Annotated in this window: 20 protein-coding genes; 6 read left to right on the top strand and 14 right to left on the bottom strand. The window is 67.4% G+C overall.

The window, feature by feature from the left end; all coding sequences use genetic code 11:
• Nucleotides 1–132: 132 nt before the first annotated feature.
• Nucleotides 133–1,125 carry a bifunctional riboflavin kinase/FAD synthetase gene (locus AB4Z42_RS21445; protein WP_442011225.1) on the bottom strand — a complete coding sequence of 331 codons (993 nt, stop codon included), beginning with the start codon at nt 1,123–1,125 and terminating at the stop codon, nt 133–135.
• A gap of 113 nt (nt 1,126–1,238) precedes the next feature.
• Between AB4Z42_RS21445 and mntR the strand changes: the two genes are divergently transcribed.
• On the top strand, nt 1,239–1,910 hold the full coding sequence (mntR, locus tag AB4Z42_RS21450; protein WP_442011264.1) for a manganese-binding transcriptional regulator MntR: 672 nt from the start codon (nt 1,239–1,241) through the stop codon (nt 1,908–1,910).
• 4 nt (nt 1,911–1,914) lie between these two features.
• On the opposite strand, the gene AB4Z42_RS21455 is transcribed toward mntR, so the two are convergent.
• The 4 genes from AB4Z42_RS21455 to AB4Z42_RS21470 all read right to left on the bottom strand — a co-directional run bounded on the left by AB4Z42_RS21455 (nt 1,915) and on the right by AB4Z42_RS21470 (nt 5,463).
• Nucleotides 1,915–2,868: an alpha/beta hydrolase gene (locus tag AB4Z42_RS21455; RefSeq protein ID WP_442011226.1), complete on the bottom strand. Its 954-nt coding sequence runs from the start codon at nt 2,866–2,868 to the stop codon at nt 1,915–1,917.
• A gap of 89 nt (nt 2,869–2,957) precedes the next feature.
• Nucleotides 2,958–3,839, bottom strand: a complete 882-nt coding sequence (gene truB / locus AB4Z42_RS21460; protein ID WP_442011227.1) for a tRNA pseudouridine(55) synthase TruB — start codon at nt 3,837–3,839, stop codon at nt 2,958–2,960.
• Nucleotides 3,836–4,516 carry a 4'-phosphopantetheinyl transferase PptT gene (gene pptT / locus AB4Z42_RS21465; protein ID WP_442011228.1) on the bottom strand — a complete coding sequence of 227 codons (681 nt, stop codon included), beginning with the start codon at nt 4,514–4,516 and terminating at the stop codon, nt 3,836–3,838. The genes truB and pptT overlap by 4 nt, the downstream gene beginning before the upstream one ends.
• Nucleotides 4,513–5,463 (bottom strand): metallophosphoesterase family protein, encoded by a 951-nt coding sequence (locus AB4Z42_RS21470; protein WP_442011229.1) that lies wholly within the window; start codon nt 5,461–5,463, stop codon nt 4,513–4,515. Before AB4Z42_RS21470 ends, pptT begins: the two co-directional genes overlap by 4 nt.
• A 155-nt stretch (nt 5,464–5,618) precedes the next feature.
• Between AB4Z42_RS21470 and AB4Z42_RS21475 the strand changes: the two genes are divergently transcribed.
• Complete coding sequence (locus AB4Z42_RS21475) at nt 5,619–6,206, top strand: DUF3558 domain-containing protein (protein WP_442011230.1); 588 nt, start codon at nt 5,619–5,621, stop codon at nt 6,204–6,206.
• Here AB4Z42_RS21475 and AB4Z42_RS21480 read toward each other — a convergent pair.
• Both AB4Z42_RS21480 and AB4Z42_RS21485 read right to left on the bottom strand, forming a co-directional pair.
• Entirely contained in the window at nt 6,196–7,257 is a 1,062-nt protein-coding gene (locus AB4Z42_RS21480) for a hypothetical protein (protein WP_442011231.1), read from the bottom strand. The genes AB4Z42_RS21475 and AB4Z42_RS21480 overlap by 11 nt on opposite strands.
• Entirely contained in the window at nt 7,247–8,380 is a 1,134-nt protein-coding gene (locus AB4Z42_RS21485) for a sulfotransferase family protein (protein WP_442011232.1), read from the bottom strand. The genes AB4Z42_RS21480 and AB4Z42_RS21485 overlap by 11 nt, the downstream gene beginning before the upstream one ends.
• Nucleotides 8,381–8,421: 41 nt before the next feature.
• Between AB4Z42_RS21485 and AB4Z42_RS21490 the strand changes: the two genes are divergently transcribed.
• Together AB4Z42_RS21490 and AB4Z42_RS21495 are read left to right on the top strand one after the other, a co-directional pair.
• Nucleotides 8,422–9,039 carry a TetR family transcriptional regulator gene (locus tag AB4Z42_RS21490; protein ID WP_442011233.1) on the top strand — a complete coding sequence of 206 codons (618 nt, stop codon included), beginning with the start codon at nt 8,422–8,424 and terminating at the stop codon, nt 9,037–9,039.
• A 10-nt stretch (nt 9,040–9,049) separates the two neighbouring features.
• Complete coding sequence (locus tag AB4Z42_RS21495; protein WP_442011234.1) at nt 9,050–10,738, top strand: CocE/NonD family hydrolase; 1,689 nt, start codon at nt 9,050–9,052, stop codon at nt 10,736–10,738.
• Here the strand turns inward: AB4Z42_RS21495 and AB4Z42_RS21500 are convergent.
• Together AB4Z42_RS21500 and AB4Z42_RS21505 are read right to left on the bottom strand one after the other, a co-directional pair.
• Nucleotides 10,727–11,287, bottom strand: a complete 561-nt coding sequence (locus AB4Z42_RS21500; RefSeq protein WP_442011235.1) for a DUF1802 family protein — start codon at nt 11,285–11,287, stop codon at nt 10,727–10,729. The two genes, AB4Z42_RS21495 and AB4Z42_RS21500, sit on opposite strands and share 12 nt — an antisense overlap.
• On the bottom strand, nt 11,284–11,550 hold the full coding sequence (locus tag AB4Z42_RS21505) for a DUF2277 domain-containing protein (protein ID WP_442011236.1): 267 nt from the start codon (nt 11,548–11,550) through the stop codon (nt 11,284–11,286). The genes AB4Z42_RS21500 and AB4Z42_RS21505 overlap by 4 nt, the downstream gene beginning before the upstream one ends.
• Before the next feature lie 23 nt (nt 11,551–11,573).
• Between AB4Z42_RS21505 and AB4Z42_RS21510 the strand changes: the two genes are divergently transcribed.
• Both AB4Z42_RS21510 and AB4Z42_RS21515 read left to right on the top strand, forming a co-directional pair.
• The gene (locus AB4Z42_RS21510; RefSeq protein WP_442011237.1) at nt 11,574–12,341 is read left to right on the top strand and encodes an enoyl-CoA hydratase; all 768 of its coding nucleotides are present in this window, start codon (nt 11,574–11,576) and stop codon (nt 12,339–12,341) included.
• Nucleotides 12,338–12,904, top strand: a complete 567-nt coding sequence (locus AB4Z42_RS21515) for a class I SAM-dependent methyltransferase (RefSeq protein ID WP_442011238.1) — start codon at nt 12,338–12,340, stop codon at nt 12,902–12,904. The genes AB4Z42_RS21510 and AB4Z42_RS21515 overlap by 4 nt, the downstream gene beginning before the upstream one ends.
• A gap of 1 nt (nt 12,905) precedes the next feature.
• Here AB4Z42_RS21515 and AB4Z42_RS21520 read toward each other — a convergent pair whose 3' ends face one another.
• The 5 genes from AB4Z42_RS21520 to infB form a co-directional block, all read right to left on the bottom strand.
• The gene (locus tag AB4Z42_RS21520) at nt 12,906–13,367 is read right to left on the bottom strand and encodes a hypothetical protein (protein ID WP_442011239.1); all 462 of its coding nucleotides are present in this window, start codon (nt 13,365–13,367) and stop codon (nt 12,906–12,908) included.
• 9 nt (nt 13,368–13,376) lie between these two features.
• Nucleotides 13,377–14,702, bottom strand: coding sequence for an MATE family efflux transporter (locus tag AB4Z42_RS21525; protein ID WP_442011240.1), 1,326 nt, complete (start codon nt 14,700–14,702; stop codon nt 13,377–13,379).
• 17 nt (nt 14,703–14,719) lie between these two features.
• On the bottom strand, nt 14,720–15,718 hold the full coding sequence (locus AB4Z42_RS21530; protein ID WP_442011241.1) for a DHH family phosphoesterase: 999 nt from the start codon (nt 15,716–15,718) through the stop codon (nt 14,720–14,722).
• Complete coding sequence (gene rbfA / locus AB4Z42_RS21535) at nt 15,693–16,199, bottom strand: 30S ribosome-binding factor RbfA (RefSeq protein WP_442011242.1); 507 nt, start codon at nt 16,197–16,199, stop codon at nt 15,693–15,695. The genes AB4Z42_RS21530 and rbfA overlap by 26 nt, the downstream gene beginning before the upstream one ends.
• Nucleotides 16,199–18,167: translation initiation factor IF-2 (infB, locus tag AB4Z42_RS21540; RefSeq protein ID WP_442011243.1), on the bottom strand; the 1,969-nt coding region annotated here is incomplete at its 5' end. The genes rbfA and infB, both read right to left, overlap by 1 nt.

Raw genomic sequence — 18,167 nt, forward strand, 5'->3', positions numbered from 1 at the left:
CAACTCCATCTTTTCAGTCCGCGAACATGGGGCTGATTGTCCCCGTCAAAAGCGCGGCCACCGCGAACTGCAGCACACGCTCGGTCGGCGCAGAGTCTAGCAGCGACCCGACTGAGCTGCGAAATCGCCGGTCTACTGCGCGGCCAGGATGGATCGCGCCCGTTCGGTGTCCGCACCCATCGCCGTGACCAGGTCCTCGACCTTGGCGAACTTCTCCTGCCCGCGAATGCGCGCGACGAAATCGACGGCCACGTGCTGGCCGTACAGATCGGCCGACGCGTCGAGAACGAACGCCTCCACGGTGCGGGTGCGGCCCGAGAACGTCGGATTGGTGCCCACCGACACCGCGGCCTGATAGCGCTCACCTGGGACGACTTCGCCCACGATCGGACCGTGGCCGAGCACCGTGAACCACGCCGCGTACACGCCGTCGGCGGGAATGGCCGAATACATCGGCGGTGCGACATTGGCCGTGGGAAAGCCCAGCACCTTGCCGCGGCCGTCGCCGCGGACCACCACACCCTCGACGCGGTGCGGGCGGCCGAGCGCCTCGGTGGCGGCGACGACGTCTCCGGCATCGACGCAGGACCGGATGTAGGTCGAGGAGAACGTGACCGTCTCGTCGCGGTCGGTGGCCGTCTCCCCGAAGGCCTCGGATACCAACGTCATGCCCTCGACCGCGAAACCGAATCGATCGCCCGCCTTGCGCAGCAGGCTGACGTTGCCCGCCGCCTTCTTCCCGAAGGTGAAGTTCTCCCCCACCACGACCTCGACGACGTGCAGCCTCTCGACCAGCAGTTCGTGGACGTAGCGGTCGGGTGTGAGCTTCATGAAGTCCGAGGTGAAGGGCATCACCAGGAACACGTCGATGCCCATTTCCTCGACCAGCTCGGCGCGCCGGGTCAGGGTCGTCAGCTGGGCGGGATGGCTGCCGGGGAAGACGACCTCCATCGGATGCGGGTCAAACGTCATCAGCACGGTCGGCACACCTCGCGACCGACCCGCTTTCACCGCGTGGTTGATCAGCTCTTGATGGCCTCGATGAACACCGTCGAACACGCCGATGGTGACGACACATCGGCCCCAGTCCGTCGGGATCTCGTCCTTTCCCCGCCAGCGCTGCACAGCGCAAGCCTACGGCGCGAACGCTCCGACGGCCTCGCTAGATCGCCAGATCAGATGAGGACTGCCTAAACTTTGTAACTGTGAATCCGAACGGTGACCCGCGCGACCTGACGATGGTCGCCCAGGATTACCTCAAAGTGATCTGGACCGCCCAGGAGTGGTCACACGAAAAAGTCAGCACCAAGATGCTGGCCGAGCGGATCGGCGTGTCCGCGAGCACCGCCTCGGAGTCCATTCGCAAGCTGGCAGATCAGGGGCTCGTCGACCACGAGAAGTACGGCGCCGTGACGTTGACCGACGCGGGCCGGGCGGCCGCGCTGGCGATGGTGCGCAGACACCGGCTGATGGAGACCTTCCTCGTCCGCGAACTCGGATACAGCTGGGACGAGGTGCACGACGAGGCCGAGGTGCTCGAGCACGCGGTGTCCGACACCATGCTGGCCCGCATCGACGCCAAGCTCGGTCATCCCACCCGCGATCCACACGGTGATCCGATCCCCGCGGCGGACGGCCATGTTCCCACCCCGGACGCGCGGCAACTATCGATGTGCCGCGACGGCGACACCGGAGTCGTCGCCCGCATCTCGGACGCCGACCCGGAGATGTTGCGCTACTTCGACAGCGTCGGGATCAGCCTGGATTCCCGGTTGCTGGTGCTTGCCCGCCGCGACTTCGCGGGCATGATCTCCGTCGCCGTGAAGTCCGCAGGCTCGGGCGAACACGAAAAGGGCACCACCGTGGATCTGGGAAGCCCTGCGGCAGAAGCGATCTGGGTGGTCAGCTAGCGGGTCACGCGACGGCGGCCTCGAGGAACTGCCCGGCTGTCATCAGACTGGTCAGCCCTCCGCGTTCATCGCGCGGCCACAGCCAGTACCCGTGCATCAGTCCTGGCCACATGCGGACGTCGCAACGTCCGCCGGACGCAAGTACCTTCGCGGCGAACTCCTCTGCGTCGGCGCGCATCATCTCCCGTGAGCCATAGTGCAATTCGATGGGAGGCAGCCCGGACAGGTCCGCGTTCAGGAGGCAAAGGCGAGGGTCGTCGACATCGTGGTTGCCGACATAGAGGGCCAGCGCACGAGCGGCCAGTTTCGGGTGGAGCGGTTGGTTACGGCTCCTCGGATCGGCACCGGACGCGCGACACGCCGGGTCGATCAGCGGGCCGAACAGCGAAATCGCAGCCGGGCCGGGAAGGCCTTCCCGCTGGGCGCGCAGCGCCACTGCCACCGCGAGGTGCCCTCCTGCCGAGTCGCCCGCGAGCACCACCTTGGCGGGGTCGTAACCGCGGTCGAGCAGCCACCGGTAGGCGGCGAACGAATCGTCCTCGGCTGCCGGGAACGGATTCTCGGGCGCGAGACGGTAATTGACCGTGAGGGCGAGGATGCCGGAATGCGTTGACAGATGGGATGCGAACCCCCGGTGCGTGCGCGCGGAACACGCCAGATAGCCGCTGCCGTGTAGGACCAGGATCACCGGTCCCTGGCCGCGGACCGGAACGGCGACGCCGGGACCGCGCACCCACTCGCCACCCAGAGGCACGCGGGCGGGGACCACCTGCGTGCCGGGAACGACCGGACTGGCCCGCGCGATCATCGCGTCGAGCGTCGGTCGTAGGCGCATCAGTAACGACGGGTTGGCGAGCGCAAGCCCGAGCACCGCCGAGATGCCGGCCCGCGAGGCATGCCGTGACGCAGAACGACCAATGACAACTCTCTTGGGTTTCTTGCGCTCCGACGCAGTCATCAAGACAACAACTCCTTGGCATCGCGATCCAGCTGCCCAACACGGTACTAGGCCGGGTAGCCGTTGCGACTTCCTTCGCGGATAACCGATTACAGCGTCGCAGGTCGCAGCACCACCACCGAGCGGGTGCGCGAGTCGGCATCGGAGAGCAGCGCGATCACCCGGCCATCGGATGATGTCGCGGCGTACGTGCCACTGATGCCGGCCGGGCTCAGCGGCCTGCCGTGGCGGGTGTCCTCGGTTTCGTCGTCGCTCAGATCGCGGCGCGGGAACATCATCAGGCACGCGTCGTCGAGCGAATAGGAGAGGCGCGGTTGTTCGGCGAGATCCTCGAGGGTCGCGGCCTGCTCGAGTCCGTACGGGCCGACGCGGATGCGCCGCAGTGCGGTGAGGTGGCCGCCGACGTCCAGCGCGTCGCCGACATCTCGCGCCAGCGCGCGGATGTATGTCCCGCTGGAACAGTCCACCTCGACGTCGACATCGAGGAGGTCACCTTCTCGCCGCACGTCGAGCACGTCGAAACGGTCGATGCGGACCTTGCGCGGCGCCAGTTCGACCGTGTGCCCTTCGCGGGCCAGTTTGTAGGCCCGCTGACCGTCGATCTTGATGGCGCTGACCGCCGACGGCACCTGCTCGATCGCGCCGCGCAGCGCGGCCACCGCGACCTCGATCTGCTCTCGCGCGACGCCCGCGGCGGAAACCCTCTGCAGGATTTCGCCTTCGGCGTCCTCGGTCGACGTGGTCTGGCCCAGCCGGATCGTCGCGGCATACGACTTGTCGGTCGCGGTCAGCAATCCGAGGATCTTGGTGGCCCGTTCGATACCGACGACCAGTACGCCCGTGGCCATCGGGTCCAGAGTGCCTGCGTGGCCGACCTTTCGGGTGCCGAAGATGCGCCTGCAGCGGCCGACGACGTCGTGGCTCGTCATACCAGTCGGCTTATCGACGACGACAATGCCAGGTTTGGTCATAGGACGATCGCGGTGAGCGCCAAACCGTCGCGCACCGACCAGCGGCCCGACAGCGTCTGCAGTGGCGCCCCGAACGGCGCGGACGGATCGATCAGTATCCGCGACTCGAACCCACCCGCGGTACCGCTCGCGTCCACGTCGAACGTGATGTGCGCGTCCTCGAAACCCAGCCAGCGCCGCGTCACCGGGAACCACGCTTTGTAGGTCGCCTCCTTGGCGCAGAACAGGATTCGATCCCAGTGCAGTCCATCCGGCAGCGTCTTCAGTTCGACGCGCTCCGCGGGCAGGCTGACGGCGTCGAGCACACCTTCGGGGAGCACGTCGTGTGGCTCGGCGTCGATGCCCACCGATCGAACGTCGCGGCGGCGACCTACGGCAGCACCACGAAAGCCCGCACAGTGGGTGAGGCTGCCGACGATGCCGTCGGGCCAGCACGGTTCGCCCTTCTCCCCCTTGAGAATCGGCACCGGCGCCACGCCGAGCTCGCCGAGCGCCTCCCGTGCACAGAAGCGCACGGTGATGAATTCGTTACGCCGCTTGGCTACCGACTTCGCGATCAGCGGCTCTTCCTCCGGCAGCGGCGCGAGTTCCGGTGGGTCGGTGTACATCTCGGCGGCGGCCAGGGCCTGTGCGTAGGCGGGCAGCACACCCGAGAGCAGGGTCGCCGCAACCGTCATGACTGCCTGGCCTTGATGCGCTGCTGCACTTTCTCGGCGTGCTCGCGCATCTCATGGGTGATTTCGAAATGTCCACCGAACTCGTTCAGATAGCCGGGCGCGTACTTCGGGACCGGCAGCACCTGCCGCAACCATCGATATGGCTTGCGGCGGCGCCATTCCCGCGGATATCCGACGGATACCTCTTCGTGGCGGACCCCGTCGTACCACGTGGTGCGCGGAATGTGCAGGTGCCCGTACACCGAGCAGATCGCGTTGTAGCGCGTGTGCCAATCGGCGGTCGCGGTGGTGCCACACCACATCGCGAACTCGGGGTAGAACATCGCGTCGCAGGGTTCGCGGACCAATGGGAAGTGGTTCACCAGGACGTTGGGCGTCATCCAGTCGAGTTCCTCGAGACGCTTGCGTGTGGAGGCGACCCGGTCGCGACACCACGCGTCACGCGTGGCGTACGGCTCGGCGGACAGCAGGAACTCGTCGGTGCCGACGACGTTGCGCTCGCGGGCAATCGCCAGGCCTTCCGCCTTGGTCGCCGCTCCATCGGGCAGGAATGAGTAGTCGTAGAGCAGGAACATCGGCACGATGGTCGCCGGGCCGCCCTCTTCGGTCCACACCGGGAAGGGATGCTCCGGGGTGATGACGCCCATCTCGTCGCAGATGTTGACGAGGTAGTCGTAGCGGGCCTTGCCGAAGATCTGCATCGGATCGCGGGCGGTGGTCCACAGTTCGTGATTGCCCGGCACCCAGATGACCTTGGCGAATCGTTTACGCAGCAGATCCAGCGCCCAGTAGATCTCGTCGGTGCGTTCGCCGACGTCGCCCGCGACGATCAGCCAGTCGTCGGGTGTGGACGGGTAGAGCGACTCGGTGACGGGCTTGTTGCCGGTGTGACCGGTGTGGAGGTCGCTGATGGCCCATAACGTGGGCTGCCTGCCATCGCGTGTCACAACCCTTTAGCCTACGTGCGGGCGGCGAACCTCTCGAACCCCAACTAGAACAGGTTCTCATTTCCGCTTCGGCCTCTCGCGGCGGACGGCTACACTCCCCGGGCAGGGTTGGACCGGATGCCGGCGTCGCCGCCGCCACGACAGCAGGGGGTGTAATGGTCGCCAAGCTGCGCATTCTTGCAGCGCTGTGTGCGCTCGTCGCGGCAGTGATCGTGGTGTCCCATGCCAACTCCGACGGCCCCCTGCAGGTGCGCGCGAGCGACATCCCGATGACCAACGTCACAACCAGCATCAAGTGGCCGGTCATCGACCTGACCGACCCGGACCCGTTCAGCCCGTGCCGCGACATCCCGCTCGACGCGGCCGCGTCGCTCGGGCTTGCCTTCACGCCGCCGACGCCTGAGGAAGGGCTTCGGTGCAAGTACGACGCGGGCAACTATCAGCTGAGCATCGAGCCGTTCGTGTGGAAGACGTTCGAGGAGGCCCTGCCTGCCGACGCGGTCCAGCTCGACGTCGAAGGTCACCGTGCGGCGCAGTGGTGGGTGATGAAGCCGACCGACTGGAACAACCGCTGGTGGAGCACCTGCGCGCTCGCGTTCGACACGAGCTACGGCCTGATCCAGCAGACGCTGTTCTTCTCGCCGATCTACTCCAACCCCCCTCCCGACTGCATGCAGACCAACCTGCAGCGCGCGCACGATCTGGTCCCGTACTACAAGTTCGACTCGCCCCCTAGCGAGTGATCTTGTCCATCGGACTCGAGCGTTCGAGCATGCCGATGGCTTCCTCACCGTCCCACCGGTAGCGCACGCCGGCCTGCTGTAGCGCGGGAAACGTCCAGTTGGCCATCTTCTCGAGCATCTCGGCGGGTACCTCGCTGGGATCGGTGATGTCATGTGTCGACACGACCGTCTCGCCCTCGATCCGCACCGTGCCGCGATCGGTTTCGAGCACGACCGAGACATCCTCACCGCGCGACTGCAACCGCGTCAGCCACGGCGCAGCGACGACGCGCGCCGGCATCAGATCGCCGTCCCCGTCAAACAGGTATCCCTCGTTGAATGCGGGCTCCCCGTCGGGCCGCGGCGGATACGCGATGTAGCCGAACGCCCGCCCGTCCGAGAAGAGGGCGGACTGCCAGCAGTGGCCCCAGAACCCCTCGAGCCGGCGCACGCCTTGCCTGCGGATTCGCAAGCCTGTTCCGCTGAACGCACGGTGTTCGCCCGCCACGTCCACCGATCCCGTCGCCCGGAACAGCTGCTCGTAGCGGGGACCGCCCATCAGGTCGCCCACGATCGACGTCTTCAGCTGACTGTCGGCATCGGCCTGCAGCGCGCCCTGCACCCACGGCGGCACCGCCATTCGCGCCTCGACGGCGAACTTGAGGTCGACACGCGGCCCGTCCTTGCGCCCGGCGATCAGATCGCTCGACGACGTCGCGTCCGCCGTCCCGTCGAACGTCATCGTCCACACGTCGAACGGCTCGACACACGTGAACACCAGGGGGCCTGCGCCGAGCACGCATGGCTTGCCGTCCGCTCCGGTGGCCGGCAGGCTCTCGCCCTCGTCGCGCAGTCGGTACACGCGCCCGTCGGGGAAGGCGACGTTGACCTGGACCCCGTGCGCCTGCCAGTTCGCGGCGACCGCCTCGACACCGATGCGCGGCAACGCCACTTCTCCGCGATCGTCGAGGACCCAGAAACTCACCGAGTCCCGCATCTCGGGGTTGTCCGGCCGCTCGGCGAACATGTACTCACGCTCGGGGTCGATGCCGCCGGTCAGATCAATTGCCATGAGTGCTTCCCAGGTAGGTATCGACATAGGTGGCGAACAATGGACGAATTGTGTTGAGGTCCAAGCCGAATACCTCGGGGTCCGCCTTCGGGTGTGGTTCTCGATTCTCGGCGTTGTCGACCCACCACCGCCGCATCGCGTCCTCGAACTTCTCGGTCACGGGTTCGCCGAGCCAGGCGTACAACCGGCGCACCTCGCCGATCGGGTCGTCCTGCATCGCGCGGAAATCGATGTCGTGGAAGCGCGCGTCGGCGCCGGCAGCCCGGAACTTCAGCGCGCGGTCCATACCCGTCGACCACTGGGTGATGTTGAGCTCACCCAGGTAGCGGCGATCGACGTCGTCGCTGAACCCGCCGACGATGTCGGCGTATACGTCGGCGACCGACAACATCACGTCGGTGGGGTCGCGGTGCGTCATCACGAAGCGGGCATCGGGAAAGACCCGGTCCAGGTAATCAAGGGAGATCACGTGGGCAGGCGACTTCAACCGCCACGGCCGCTTCGGCTCGCCCCATTGCAGCAGCTTCAGCACACGCCGCTCGTAGCGATAGGTGGAGGTGAAGTCGGCCCGCTGCAGCAACCAGTCGGAGTAGCTCGGGATCTGTGCGAATGCCTGGAACATCTGCGATTTGAAGTCGAGCGCCATCAGATCGAGGCATTCCATCGGCCCCTGGACGTCGTTGGGAACGTGATGCCTGGTGCCGACGACCGCCGACCGTGCCTCGGGCGGAATCCTCGGATCGTCGCCCTGGACAGTCGAGGGTGGCGGGCACGGTCGGGTGGACTCCCAGCTGCGCAGGTAGCGGACGTGCGGATCGCGGGCCAGCAGGAACGACAGCGCGGTCGACCCGGTCCGGGGCAAACCGAGCCCGAACAGCGGCGCCTCGATCGGCTCGTCGTCGATCTCAGGATGCCGGCGATACCAGTCCTCGACGTGCAATCGCTGACACAGGTGCAGGCAGAGGCGGTCGTAGATGAACCCTTCGCCGCGGGCGTTCAATCGCGCTTCCTCGGCCAGCGCGCGCACCAGGATCTCCAGCCCCTCACGGAAGGAGTCGTCGCCGAAATCGTCGAGCCCGGTGCGCTCGACCGCTGCATCCATCAGATCGCCCGATGCCGCCACGGCGCACCTCCTCAATTTGATGGCAGTATACTGTCGCCATTATGGTCGAGTCGTCAATAGCGCGTCGTCGCACGTACGACAACCGTGCGCGCCAGGAGAAGGCGGCCGAGACGCGAGAGCGCATCGTCGCGGCGGGTGGCGAGTTGGTGCACGCCTTCGACTCATGGAACTGGCGGGATCTGACGTACAGGGCCGTGGCCGAACGCGCAGGCGTCGGTGAGCGGACGGTCTACCGGCACTTCCCCACCGAAAGGCACCTTCACGACGCGGTCATGCAGCGCCTGGAGTCCGAGGCGGGCGTGTCCTACGAGGACGTCGACCTGACCAACATCGGCGACGTCGCCGCCCGGGTATTCGCGGCGCTGCAACGGTTCTCGGTGCACGAGTCCGTCGAGGCGCCTCGGGACCCGACGTTCGCCGGCGTCGACGTCCGCAGGCGCGACGCGCTCATGCGTGCGGTGTCGGCGGCCGCCCCGGAGTGGCCGGCGGCCGAGAAGCAGGTGGCGGCGGGCCTTCTCGATGTGCTCTGGAACGTGCCGAGCTACGAGCGACTGGTCGGTGTGTGGGGTATCGACGGCGCCGACGCGAGCCGCGCCATCGCGTGGCTGATGGGAAAGGTCGTCGCGGCAATCGAGGACGACGATCGGCCGCCTGCGTAGCCTGTGTGACGTGACCGCAGTATCCGATCCCGCCACCGCTTCACCCGCCAAAGGGAAACTCAGGACTTTCGTAGGGCGGACGCTGAGCAGACTGCTCCGTCTGCCACCGCATGAAACCGAGTACACCGTCCATCGTGGAGTGCGGGTGCCGATGCGCGACGGCGTCGAATTGATCGCCAACCACTACGAGCCCCTTACCGCAACCCCGGCTGGCACGCTGCTGGTGCGCTGCCCGTACGGCCGGGCATTCCCGTTCTCCACGCTGTTCGCCGGCGTGTACGCGTCTCGCGGTTACCACGTCCTGTTCCAAAGCGTGCGTGGCACATTCGGCTCCGGTGGCGACTTCGATCCCATGGTCAACGAGATCGCCGACGGCGCGGACACCGTCGAGTGGCTACGTCACCAGCCATGGTTCACCGGCTCATTCGCCACCATCGGCCTTTCGTATCTGGGCTTCACCCAATGGGCCCTGCTGGCCGACCCGCCGCCGGAGATGAAGGCCGCGATCATCACGGTGGGCCCGCATGACGTCAGCGGTCCCCGTTGGGGCGCCGGATCTTTCGCGCTGAATGACTTCCTCGGCTGGAGCGACCTGGTTGCCCACCAGGAAGAACCGAGCAAGCTGCGCATGGTGATCCGTCAGGCACGGGCGCGGCGTGCGTTGGCCCGCGCGACCAGCGGACTACCCGCGGGGCAGGCGGGCCGAAAGCTGCTGGGCGACGGCGGCCGGTGGTGGGAGGAATGGCTCGACCATCCTGAGGCCGACGACCCGTTCTGGGCAAACACGAACATCCGGGATGCGTTGACGAACGCCGATATTCCGGTATTGCTGATCGGTGGCTGGCAGGACCTGTTCCTCGAGCAGACGCTGACGCAGTACGACGCGCTGAAACGGCGCGGCGTCGACGTCGCCGCGACCATCGGCCCATGGACTCACACGCAGATCATGTCCAAGGCCGCACCCACCGTGATCCGCGAAACACTCGACTGGCTCGACGGCCACCTCCGCGGCCGGGGTACCACACGGAGTCCGGTCCGCGTTGAGCTGAACGGGAAGGGCTGGATCGACCTGCCGGAATGGCCGCCGGCGATGCCCGAACGCGTGCTGTACCTGCAGCCGACCGGACGCCTTGGCGACGGGGCTCCGCCGGACACCGCACCGCCGAGCCGATTCACCTACAACCCCGTGAACCCGACGCCGACGATCGGCGGTCGACTGCTGGCACCGGAGGCCGGCTACCGCAAGGATGCCAAGCTCGCCGAACGCCCCGACGTGCTGTGCTTCACCGGCGACCGGCTGCCGACCGATCTCTATGTCGTCGGGTCACCGGTCATCGAACTGTCGCACTCCTGCGACAACCCGTACCACGACCTGTTCGTGCGCGTCAGCGAAGTGGACGCCAAGGGGGTATCGCGCAATGTGAGCGACGGATATCGCCGCGGCCCAACGGTTTCGCGGGGTAGCGACACCATTCGCATCGAACTCGACGCGACCGCGCACAGATTCCGGGCCGGATCGCGAATCCGGGTCCTGATCGCAGGCGGCTCGCATCCGCGGTTCGCCCGCAACCTCGGCACCAGCGACTCGTTGGCCAGCGGCCGCGAACTCATGGTGTCGACGCACACCATCCACCTCGGCGAGGGCGGTGGGTCGCGGCTCGTGCTGCCCGCGGGCCCGGAACCGCCGTCAGGCCACTGAGTGACGCACCCGCTGCGCGATATCGGCCAGCACCTCATCGGAGTGCACCGGCGGGGCCCAGTCCGGATCAACCGGTAGCGGCACCCAACTCTTGCAGCCCGCGTAGTCGGGGCTGCGGGCCAGGCGCACCGGCTCTCGCAGCGGGCTGGCCTGCACAACCAACACGGTGAGGCGGTGTTTGGGCCGGAAGTCCAGCCGGTCGGCTCGCACCGACTCGGCGGTCCAGATGTGCAGCGGCTCGATCTCGTGAAGATTCTCCGGACGACTCACCTCAACGGCGGCAACGACTTTGGCGCCTGCCCGAAGGACGACCTCGTCCTCGGTGCTGTCGGCGGCGGCGACGTCGAGCAGCTCAGCATGTTCGGCCCGCACTCTCTCGGCATGGCTGTGAGCGACGGTCGGAAAGAACAGGAAGCATGACGCGCTGAGCGCGAACCGCTTCTCGTGTATGCCGCCCTTCCGCAGCAGCACGGTCTGTCTGCCGTCGAGCAGACCGTGAACGGCCGCGCTCCACTCCTTGAGTGCGGGCCGGGTGAGCGTGGCCGTCATGTGAGATTCAGTCGCGCCCGCACCTCGGGACGCCGCAGCGGCGGAACGGTCTTGGGCGGCTGGCGTCGCGGTTGGAGTCCAGCCAGCAGTCGGGTGGTGATCGCGGTGACCTCGGCGACCGCCTCTTCGAACGCCTCGACGTTACTGCCCGACGGCCGCGTGATTCCGCTGACCTTCCGGACGTACTGGCGTGAGGCCGCCTCGATTTCCTCCGGGGTGGCCGCCGGTTCCAGGCCGCGTAGCTCGGTGATGTTTCGGCACATGTGCTCCACGATAGGTTCGGAGGATGACCAACCCCAACAACACAGATGTGCTGCTCATCGACACCCGGGATCGGGTGCGCACGCTGACGCTGAATCGCCCGCAGGCCCGCAACGCCTTGTCGGCGGCGCTTCGCACGGCGTTCTTCGGCGCGCTGCGCGACGCGGAAAGCGCCGATGACGTCGACGTCGTCATCTTCACCGGCACCGATCCGGTGTTCTGCGCGGGACTTGACCTCAAGGAACTCGGTGACTCCACCGAACTGCCCGACATCTCGCCGAAGTGGCCGGCGATGACCAAACCGGTGATCGGCGCCATCAACGGCGCCGCGGTGACCGGCGGCCTGGAACTCGCGCTGTACTGCGACATCCTGATCGCGTCGGAGAACGCCAGGTTCGCCGATACCCACGCCCGGGTGGGACTGCTGCCCACGTGGGGTTTGTCGGTGCGCCTACCGCAGAAGGTCGGCGTCGGAATGGCCCGCAGGATGAGCATGACCGGTGACTATCTCTCGGCCGCCGACGCGTTGCGGGCCGGACTGGTCACCGAGGTCGTACCGCACGACGAGCTGATTCCCACCGCACGCCGGGTGGCGGCGTCGATCGCCGGCAACAACCAGAAGGCGGTACGCGCCCTGCTGGCGTCGTATCACCGCATCGACGAGGCCGGCACCGCCGGCGGCCTGGCGATCGAGGCCGAGTCGGCGATCGACTGGATGCGCTCGGCCAGCGGCGACGACATCGCCGCCAACCGCGCCGCGGTCTTCGAGCGGGGACGGGCGCAGGTCCGGTGAACGAGGCGCACGAATACTGCGGCAGCGAGGAATGGCGGCAGATGATCCGCGAGGTGATCCTGCCGTGGGCGCTGCGCGAGACCGAGTTGGGCGACGACGTGCTGGAGGTCGGGCCGGGCTACGGCGCCACCACCGATGTCCTCGGCGAGGCCACCGCGCGATTGACGTCGGTCGAGATCGACGACGAGCTCGCCGCGCTACTTCGTGAGCGCTTCGCGCAGAAGCCTTCGGTCGAGATCGTCCACGGCGACGCGACCGCGCTCGAATTCGACGACGGAAGATTCACGGGCGCAGCCTGTTTCACCATGCTTCACCATGTGCCCACGGTGGAGCTGCAGGACCGGCTGTTCGCCGAGGTCGCGCGCGTTCTGCAGCCGGGCGCTCCGCTGGTTGCCAGCGACAGCCTTGGCAGCGACGAGCTGGCCGTCGCGCATGAAGGCGATAACTACAATCCGGTCGATCCGGCATCGCTGCCCGCCCGCCTGACCGCGGCCGGCTTCCGCGACGTTGCGGTCAGGACCAACGACTACGGCTGGACAGTGATCGCGAGAGTCGCTGGTTGACTCAGGTGCCGGGTGGGACGTCTGGGACGTTTATGTCGACGCGGACCACCTGCTCGATTCCCGGCTGATACGTGACGGGCTCCGACGGGGTCGGACCGAACGTGGGACTCAGTTCGCCGCCGGGACCGGCGAACTGGACGTTGAACGTCGGCATGACAGGGGCGCTTGTGATGTAGAGCGCCTCGCAGATGCCGTCGCGGAGCCTGGAGCGCAAGAACTGACCGACGGCGACTTTGGGGGTGTCGGTCGCGGTGGCGCCCTCAGAGAGGACCACAGACGATCCTCGACGAACGGACCCGAGCGCTGACGTGCCGACGCACTGGTCGGCGTCGTCGACCGCTGCGAACGACTGGCGGATCTGCACGTAGACAGCGGTGCCGACGGACGGCTCCGCCGCCGATTGCGGTGCCGCAACCAAACCTGCCGATGCGGCGATGGCAAGGCCGTAGGCGAGCCGTTTCATGGCGTTAGCCTAACCAGTCCCGGGAACCAGCCAACGACCGGAGAAGGCCCGCCAGCCGACGAACACCAGCCGAAGCACCATGAACGTCGAGAGCCCGGCCCAGATGCCGAGCAGCCCCCAGCCGAACACCAAGGACAGCCAGATCAACGGCAGGAACCCGACCAGTGCGCTGATCAGCGTGGCATTGCGCATGAACTTGGCGTCACCGGCGCCGAGGAGGACACCGTCGAGGCCGAAAACGATTCCGGCGACGGGCAATTGAGCCACCATGAACCACCACGGGACACCGATCGCGTCGAGGACCGACCGGTCGTCGGTGAAGATGCTCGGAATGACCGACGCGCCGACCGCGAACACCCCCGCCAGCACCGCGGAGGCGAGAGTCGAGAAGATGGTGACCCGCCACGCCACCGACTTCGCATGTGCCAACTGGCCCGCCCCCAGCGCGGCGCCGACCAACGACTGTGCGGCAATGGCGAGCGAATCCAGCACCAGGGCAAGGAAATTCCACAGCTGCAGCACCACTTGATGCGCCGCGACGGCGGCAGCGCCGAATCGGGCTGCGACGGCTCCCGCCGAGACGAAACACGCCTGGAACGCCAGGGTCCGCACGAACAGATCACGGCCCAGCACCATCTGGGCGCGCAGCACCGCGGGCTCGATCCGCAGGGACACCCGCTCGATGCGCAGTGCGCGCAGGAACATCAGCGCGGCGAGCCATTGCCCAACGAGGTTCGCAATGGCCGAGCCCTCCAGCCCGAGTTGCGGCATTCCCAGCCACCCGTAGACGAGCAGCGGGCAGAGCACGGCCGAGACCGCGAAGCCCGTAACGACGTAGCGCAGCGGACGCATCGTGTCCTGCACACCGCGCATCCAGCCGTTGCCCGCTGCCGACACGAGGATCGCGGGGACGCCGACGATCGCGATCCGGACCCACGGCAGCGCCTTGTCGGCGATTTCGCCGCCGGCTGCCAGCGCGGACACCAGTGGTACGGCCGCGGCCTGCACCACCAGGACGATGACGCAGCCGAGACCCAGTGCCAGCCAGGTGGCCTGAATGCCTTCACCGACAGCCGCGGGACGGTCACCGGCGCCGAAGAACCGTGCCGAACGCGCGGTGGTGCCGTACGACAGGAACGTCATGTTCGAGCTGAGCGTGGCCAGGACGAGGCCACCGATGGCCAGGCCTGCCAGTGGCAATGCCCCCAGTCGACCCACGATGGCGATGTCGAACAGCAGGTAGATGGGCTCTGCGGCCAGCACCCCGAGAGCGGGTAGTGCCAGGCCGGCGATGCGGCGGCCGGTCGCTGCCGGTACCGCTGGGGGTTCAGGCAAGTCGCCGGCTGCGGAGCTCAGCGAAGAGCACCCCGAAGCTCCTGCACGACCTCGTCCGCAGAGCCGGTCGCCGAGTAGCCGGCCGCCAGCCGGTGCCCGCCCCCGCCGAAGGTGCTCGCCAGGGTGGCCAGGTCGTAGGACTTCGCGCGCATCGACACCGACCAGTGGCCAGGCTCGATCTCCTTGAAGACCGCCGCCACCTCCGCCTGCTGGGTGGTGCGCACGATATCGACGATGCTCTCGACTTCCTCGGGCCGTGCGTTCTCCCACTCCTGGTGTCCCACAACGGCATACACCAGTCCGCGACCGCCGGCCGCGTCCGGCAGCAGCCGCGCCGACCCCAGCACGCGCGACAACATCGGCAGCCATGCGAACGGGTGGGTGTCCATCAGCGCACGGCTTATCTGGGCGTTGTCGACGCCGAGTTCGACGAGCCGGGCGGCCAGCCGGTGTGCGCGGGCAGTGGCCCAGCGGAACGAACCGGTATCGGTGGTCAGCCCGGCATACAGGCAGTGCGCGACGCCGAGATCGATCGGCTTGCCCCACGCGTCGAGGAGGTCGGCGACCAGCATCGTGGTGGAGTCGGCCGACGGGTCGACGAAGTTCGCGCTGCCGAACAGCAAGTTGGAGGCATGGTGGTCGATGACCAACACCTCGCGGTCGGGGTCGGCCAGCTCACGCAGCGCACCGAGCCGGTTGACGCTGGGGATGTCGACGGTGACCACCAGATCGGCGTCGCGGCGCATCGCGTCGGGTTCGACGAGCAGGTGTGTGCCGGGCAACGATCGAAGCGATTCGGGCAGGTCGGACGGGGCCGCGAAGCTGACCTGAACGCTCTTGCCCGCATGGTCGAGTACCAGCGCCAGCGCCAGACCGGCGCCGAGCGTGTCGGCGTCGGGATAGACGTGGCAGACCACACAGACGGTGTCGGCCGCGGACAGCAGGTCGGCGGCAGTCCGGGCGTCGACACGCTCGCCCGCAATCTGTGCGTCAGTCGCTTTGTCGATCGCGGTCACCGGTGTCCTCAGCGTCGAACTCGTCGTCTCGGTCCCCACCGCTTGCCTGCGCCCCTTCTACACGGTACGGGTCGGCATCCCCCGCGTGTCGGGCGCCTTCTCGAACTCTGGCCAAATCCTCATCTGCGGCGCGGGCCCGCGCCAGCAGTTCCTCCATCCGGTGCGCGGCATCGGGCACGGTATCGCGCTCGAACGCCAGCGTCGGAGTGAAGCGAACACCCAGGCTGGCGCCCACCCTGGAGCGGAGCACACCCTTGGCCTTCTCCAGCGCCGCCGCGGCGCCTGCGTAGTCCGGCTCCTCGTCGAGCGAATCGCCGAACACCGAGTAGAACAGCGTCGCATCGTGCAGATCGCCGGTCACCTTGGCATCGGTGATCGTGAGACCGGTCAGCCGCGGATCCTTGATCTCGAACTCGATCGCCGAGGCGACGATCGTGGAGATTCGCTTGGCCAGCCGGCGTGCCCGTGCCGGATCGGCCACTAGACCCGCTCCTTCTCCACCAATTCGTAGGCTTCGATGACGTCGCCTTCCTTGATGTCGGAGTACGTCAGCGTCAGGCCACACTCGTAGCCGTCGCGCACCTCGGTGACATCGTCCTTCTCCCGCCGCAGCGACGAGATCGTGACCGTCTCGGCCACCACGACGTTGTCGCGAAGCAGCCGTGCCTTCGCGTTGCGCCGGATGAGACCGGAGGTGACCAGGCAGCCCGCGATGTTGCCCACCTTCGACGAGCGGAAGATCGCACGGATCTCGGCGCGGCCGAGTTCCTTCTCCTCGTAGACCGGCTTGAGCATGCCCTTGAGCGCGCTCTGGATCTCGTCGATGGCCTGGTAGATCACCGAGTAGTACCGGATGTCGACGCCCTCGCGGTTGGCCAGCTCGGTGGCCTTGCCCTCGGCGCGGACGTTGAACCCGATGATGATCGCATCAGAGGCCGACGCCAGGTTGACGTTGGTCTCGGTGACGCCACCGACGCCGCGGTCGATGACTCGCAGTTCGACCTCGTCGTCGATCTCGATACCGAGCAGAGCCTCCTCCAGCGCCTCGACGGTGCCGGAGTTGTCGCCCTTCAGGATCAAGTTCAGCTGTGACGTCTCCTTCAACGCCGCATCGAGATCGTCCAGGCTGATCCGCTTGCGCGTGCGCGCGGCCAGTGCGTTGCGCTTACGCGCGCTGCGCCGGTCGGCGATCTGCCGGGCGATGCGGTCCTCGTCGACGACAAGCAGGTTGTCGCCGGCGCCCGGCACCGACGTGAAGCCGATCACCTGCGCGGGCCGCGACGGCAGCGCCTCTTCGATGTCCTCACCGTGTTCGTCGACCATGCGGCGAACGCGACCGTAGGCGTCACCGGCCACGATGGAGTCACCGACGCGCAGCGTGCCGCGCTGGATGAGCACGGTGGCCACCGGGCCGCGACCGCGGTCCAGATGTGCCTCGATCGCCACACCCTGGGCTTCCATGTCGGGGTTCGCCCGCAGATCGAGCGCGGCGTCCGCCGTCAGCAGCACCGCCTCGAGCAGTGCCTGGATGTTGGTCCCCTGCTTCGCCGAGATGTCGACGAACATGGTGTCGCCGCCGAAGTCCTCGGCGACCAGGTTGTACTCGGTGAGCTGCGACCGGATCTTGGCCGGATCGGCGCCCTCCTTGTCGATCTTGTTCACCGCCACCACGATCGGCACGTCGGCCGCCTGTGCGTGGTTGATGGCCTCCACCGTCTGAGGCATGACGCCGTCGTCGGCCGCGACCACCAGGATCGCGATGTCGGTGGCCTTCGCGCCACGGGCACGCATGGCGGTGAACGCCTCGTGACCCGGGGTGTCGATGAAGGTGATCGGCCGCTCGCTGCCGTCGTGCTCGACCTCGACCTGATAGGCGCCGATGTGCTGGGTGATGCCGCCGGCCTCGCCCTCGCGCACGCTGGCATTCCGGATGGTGTCCAGCAGTCGGGTCTTGCCGTGGTCGACGTGACCCATGACGGTGACCACAGGCGGTCGCTGCTCGAGATCGCCCTCGTCGCCTTCGTCCTCGCCGTAGGTGAGGTCGAAGGATTCCAGAAGCTCACGGTCCTCGTCCTCAGGGCTGACGACCTGGACGACGTAGTTCATCTCGCCGCCGAGCAGTTCGAGCGTCTCGTCGCCGACGGACTGTGTGGCAGTCACCATCTCGCCGAGATTGAACAGCGCCTGCACCAGTGCTGCCGGATTCGCGTCGATCTTCTCGGCGAAATCCACCAGCGATGCGCCGCGGGCGAGCCGGATGGTTTCGCCGTTGCCGTGCGGCAACCGCACGCCACCGACGACCGGCGCCTGCATGTTCTCGTATTCGGCGCGTTTCGCCCGCTTCGACTTGCGACCGCGCTTGGGTGCACCGCCGGGACGACCGAACGCACCCGCCGCGCCACCGCGCTGGCCGGGGCGGCCGCCGCCACCGGGACGACCGCGGTAACCG

The organism is Mycobacterium sp. 2YAF39 (assembly GCF_052114565.1).
Taxonomy (GTDB): domain Bacteria; phylum Actinomycetota; class Actinomycetes; order Mycobacteriales; family Mycobacteriaceae; genus Mycobacterium.

What these genes read in the sequence shown, in the direction of transcription:
- mntR (WP_442011264.1), top strand. Translation starts at nt 1,239, where the DNA reads ATGGTCGCCCAGGATTACCTCAAAGTGATCTGGACCGCCCAGGAGTGG.
- AB4Z42_RS21455 (WP_442011226.1), bottom strand. Translation starts at nt 2,868, where the DNA reads ATGACTGCGTCGGAGCGCAAGAAACCCAAGAGAGTTGTCATTGGTCGT.
- truB (WP_442011227.1), bottom strand. Translation starts at nt 3,839, where the DNA reads ATGACCAAACCTGGCATTGTCGTCGTCGATAAGCCGACTGGTATGACG.
- pptT (WP_442011228.1), bottom strand. Translation starts at nt 4,516, where the DNA reads ATGACGGTTGCGGCGACCCTGCTCTCGGGTGTGCTGCCCGCCTACGCA.
- AB4Z42_RS21475 (WP_442011230.1), top strand. Translation starts at nt 5,619, where the DNA reads ATGGTCGCCAAGCTGCGCATTCTTGCAGCGCTGTGTGCGCTCGTCGCG.
- AB4Z42_RS21480 (WP_442011231.1), bottom strand. Translation starts at nt 7,257, where the DNA reads ATGGCAATTGATCTGACCGGCGGCATCGACCCCGAGCGTGAGTACATG.
- AB4Z42_RS21490 (WP_442011233.1), top strand. Translation starts at nt 8,422, where the DNA reads ATGGTCGAGTCGTCAATAGCGCGTCGTCGCACGTACGACAACCGTGCG.
- AB4Z42_RS21500 (WP_442011235.1), bottom strand. Translation starts at nt 11,287, where the DNA reads ATGACGGCCACGCTCACCCGGCCCGCACTCAAGGAGTGGAGCGCGGCC.
- AB4Z42_RS21505 (WP_442011236.1), bottom strand. Translation starts at nt 11,550, where the DNA reads ATGTGCCGAAACATCACCGAGCTACGCGGCCTGGAACCGGCGGCCACC.
- AB4Z42_RS21510 (WP_442011237.1), top strand. Translation starts at nt 11,574, where the DNA reads ATGACCAACCCCAACAACACAGATGTGCTGCTCATCGACACCCGGGAT.
- AB4Z42_RS21520 (WP_442011239.1), bottom strand. Translation starts at nt 13,367, where the DNA reads ATGAAACGGCTCGCCTACGGCCTTGCCATCGCCGCATCGGCAGGTTTG.